The sequence below is a fragment of the Shinella sp. genome (genome assembly GCF_052438155.1).
Lineage (GTDB): Bacteria > Pseudomonadota > Alphaproteobacteria > Rhizobiales > Rhizobiaceae > Shinella.
On sequence record NZ_JBQVPI010000086.1, the window covers coordinates 1 to 3447 of the forward strand.

Here is a 3447-nt window from a genome sequence, read left to right on the forward strand (position 1 = left end):
CGGCAGGGCTGAAGGAGGCCTTGCCCTTAACGACCAATGGCCTGCCTGAGATGTTGGCTTTGCGCCCTCACATCTGTCACTCAGTGGCCCGCTTCCGCTCGCCGAAATCAAACCCAGCGCATCTCTGTTTGAGGCTCAATCGAAGCGTCCACTGACAAGGGGCTTCACCAGTGAGTGGCTGTAGATGGCCCGGACCGTCTGCCCCATGGATGCGCCAGCGCTAGTTGCAACGACGTTACGCTCGCCAGCGACTAATGCGACTAAGATTCCGTGCGTGAACCCCCGCGCTAGCAATTCTCCTAGGTAAGCAAGACCTGAATGGACCCGGCTCTCAGTTGGGTAAGGCATGAATTTCACTTCAAGCGCGATGCGTTCTTCCCCGCGACGGACGGCAATGTCGGCCTCACGGCCATTAAGTCGGAACCCGGCATTAACCTCGATCCCTGGCGTCGCGGCAAACTGAGCCGATAAATATCCGGCCAGCTCCGCTTCAAAGTCGTCAGCGCTCATACTCGGCGGCGAATTGCCGTGGACAAACTCTAAAACCAGCCTTTCGATTTCTTCATCGAGCTGAACACCGGGTGGCAGCGCTGTTTGCGGGTGAGGAGCGGCACGCTCAGCGAATGCGACTGCGAGCTTCGCACGAATTTGATCGCTGAGCACGATGGCGAATACCGTTACCGACACAATCGCGAGCAAGGCCTCGTTCTCATCGAAGTCGAGTGTGTAGTCGTGCGCTGAGGCATTGCGCCACCCAGTTCGATAGTTGGTAAACTGATCTAGCACTCGCTGCCGAAGCAAGTTCTGCTCCGTCAGAAAGGTCTCAATTTGCGCTGGCGTGGTCCGGCTTGGGTCCTTGCCGGCTAGGACACGGTATGCTTCTTTTACGCTGCCCTCGAACGCCTGATTGCAGCGATAGATGGCGTCGGTGAAGGCAGTGGCATCACCATCGCGACCGCGCGAATGGTGGCTGATCGCCGCGTCAATATGAAGCCGCACAGATTGCAAGCCTCGAAGGTGATCACCCGGCTGCAACTTCGTGAGCCGTTCATGAAAGATGGCGCTAATATCCATGCCGACACCTCACCGCAACCTGACGCCCAGTCAACCGCCATACTTGGTGACCCACATGCGCCCCACCTGCAGCCATTGAGGTGGCATTGCAATCCTTTCCAACGCTGCCGTTTCCTGAGTATTGGCCAATTCCCTCGCCGGGTTGAACGGCGGCCGGGTTTCGTGCGCCACCATCGAAACTCTCTGACTTGGGCTGAAACTTGGGTATACTAGAAGCGCGTGCTGGTCTTGTTGCAGTCATGTCGCGCTAAAACGACAAGTCGTCGAGATCATCCAGATCGTCGTCTTCTACCGCGATCATGGCAGTGGTTGACACACCGAGCGATCCGAATAGGCTCGCCAACGCGGCGTCGTCGAATTTGTCGCTCGGAATATCGGTGGAACCTGTGAAATTTGCTTCGGTGTCCTCGGCCTCTGTTTCACGCACCTGTGAAGTTCGGTAGTTGAGTGCGGCACGGGCGCGACTGACGACGCGCGGATCCGCATCGAAACGAGCGGCGAGCGTGTCAATCGTCTTGCCCCAGTCTTCCAGAGTAGATTCTGAATCCAGATGGCCGACATTATCCGGCAATTCCTCTATCATCCGATGTGTGGCGCCTGCGATCTCGGCAAAAAGCTCTGGTGGCAGATTACCTTCATGGTCGTCGGCGGCGGCGAGAATGCGGGTGATGTCGTCCGGATCAAGGTCGGTGGCAAGCAGTCCAGAGACCGCGGCTTGGACAGCGTCGATTAGTTCGATTGGTGTCGGTTCGCCCAGAGTCTCGGCTGCACGCATCCCCGCTAGAATCTCGGGTAGCTTCCTCCCGTCTTCCCACGCGGAAAAGGCAGCACGGCCCTTGTCGGCGATCGCCAGCGCTGTTGCGATGAAAGGCTCGGCGCTTGAAAGCCGCCACCAGCTCACGAGAAGGTCCATGCGATCCGAGTTCGATAACTCGTACATTCGCGAATGATATGTTTCGCCGGGAATGCGCTTCCACACCTCCACCGCGACGAAGCGCTCGCAAAGCCGGACGAATTTGGAAACGAAGGTAGCGATCCCAGCATTCGTCAGACCTGGTTGCTTCATATGATGATCGAAGAGATTGCGCGCACTTCGCAGCGTGGGCACGGCATCGGCAAGTACGGACAGCAATGCCTTGTCACTCAGATAGCGCGCGAGATAATCCCTTACCGAGGGGTTTACGTAGCGCACCATCGTCTCCGAAATTACGATGAAGCTCCCTTCTACCGTTCGAAGCGCACTTTCGAAGTCCTTCGGGTCGTACGGCAAACCAAATTTGGCGCACATAACCGGGTGAATTCCATTAAACACTTCCTCGAGATCTTCGATCTCGGAGCCGTATTCGGACAGCAGAAACAGGGCGACGAGCAGGTGTTGCGAGCGCCGCGTGATATGGGTACGGAACGCCTTGTCCCAGATAAGATCGGGGTTTTCAAGCGTATCGAGAAACGATTTGGGATAACTTGCTGGATTGGTATCGGCAACTCGATCCGCCTCAGTCATGAACTGGATGATACGGGGGTTATAGTGCTTGTGATCGACGATCTTCTTGAGCACTTTTTGCTCAATCAGCGCTGCGATATGCGCTTCGGGCACGCCCGCTACCACCAAATGATTATAGAGGATACGTGCGCGAATGCGCCGGGTGTAGATGCCCACATCCAAGACGTAGCGCGACACGTTGAGTTTGGTATCTGACAGCGCTTCCGAGAGAAGTCGCGCCTGTTCGTAAATATAGGCACGCGTCGTGAGGATAAATCGCGCACGAGGCGTTCGCCGAACCCTGCTAATGAAGCGGGCGAGATCGGAGTCCTGCGTCGACAAAGCGCGCTCATCGAGTGCGATCCTGCCGAGAAAATCATCGAAAAAAAAGATCTGTCGCTTGCTATCGTCGATCCGCGCAAATCCTTCTTCGAGATTGCGGATCGCGACAAGTTCCCATTCTTCTGCGATGTAGGCGTAGCAAAGCATTTCGGCGAGCGTGGTCTTACCGACGCCGGGCGGACCCGAAACGATGAGCACGCGTTGGTCTTCTAGAATGTCTCGCCCGGCCTTAAAACTTGGGTTTTCGGCATAAACCTTGAGCTTCGCCTCGATCTCCTCGCGCGTAATTGTCGTGAAGTTGTGCGAGGCTGCGTTTAACACGCGATCGAGCGCACCGGCCCCCGAGAGCCACAGCTTGACATGACTGCGCTCGATGTCGGGATATTTGCGGAGCAGGCCGTTCAAATCTTCGCATCCGAAGATGTCGTTACTCGATCGTAACGATGGTCCGATGATTTCTGCCAGGGCGGCGTCGTTGCTGGGGGTTAGCGACCTTGACGTCGCAAGGATGTAGCGACCAGGACAGAGCCGGTTAATCGCAACGCGTT

At 56.5% G+C, this 3447-nt stretch carries 2 protein-coding genes; both read right to left on the bottom strand.

Annotated elements, in window-relative coordinates; translation table 11 throughout:
* Positions 1 to 135: 135 nt before the first annotated feature.
* Positions 136 to 1074, bottom strand: coding sequence for a hypothetical protein (locus ACT6VE_RS34520; protein ID WP_444610523.1), 939 nt, complete (start codon positions 1072 to 1074; stop codon positions 136 to 138).
* Positions 1075 to 1321: 247 nt separating this feature from the next.
* On the bottom strand, positions 1322 to 3447 hold a 2126-nt coding region (locus tag ACT6VE_RS34525), incomplete at its 5' end, for an nSTAND3 domain-containing NTPase (protein ID WP_444802626.1).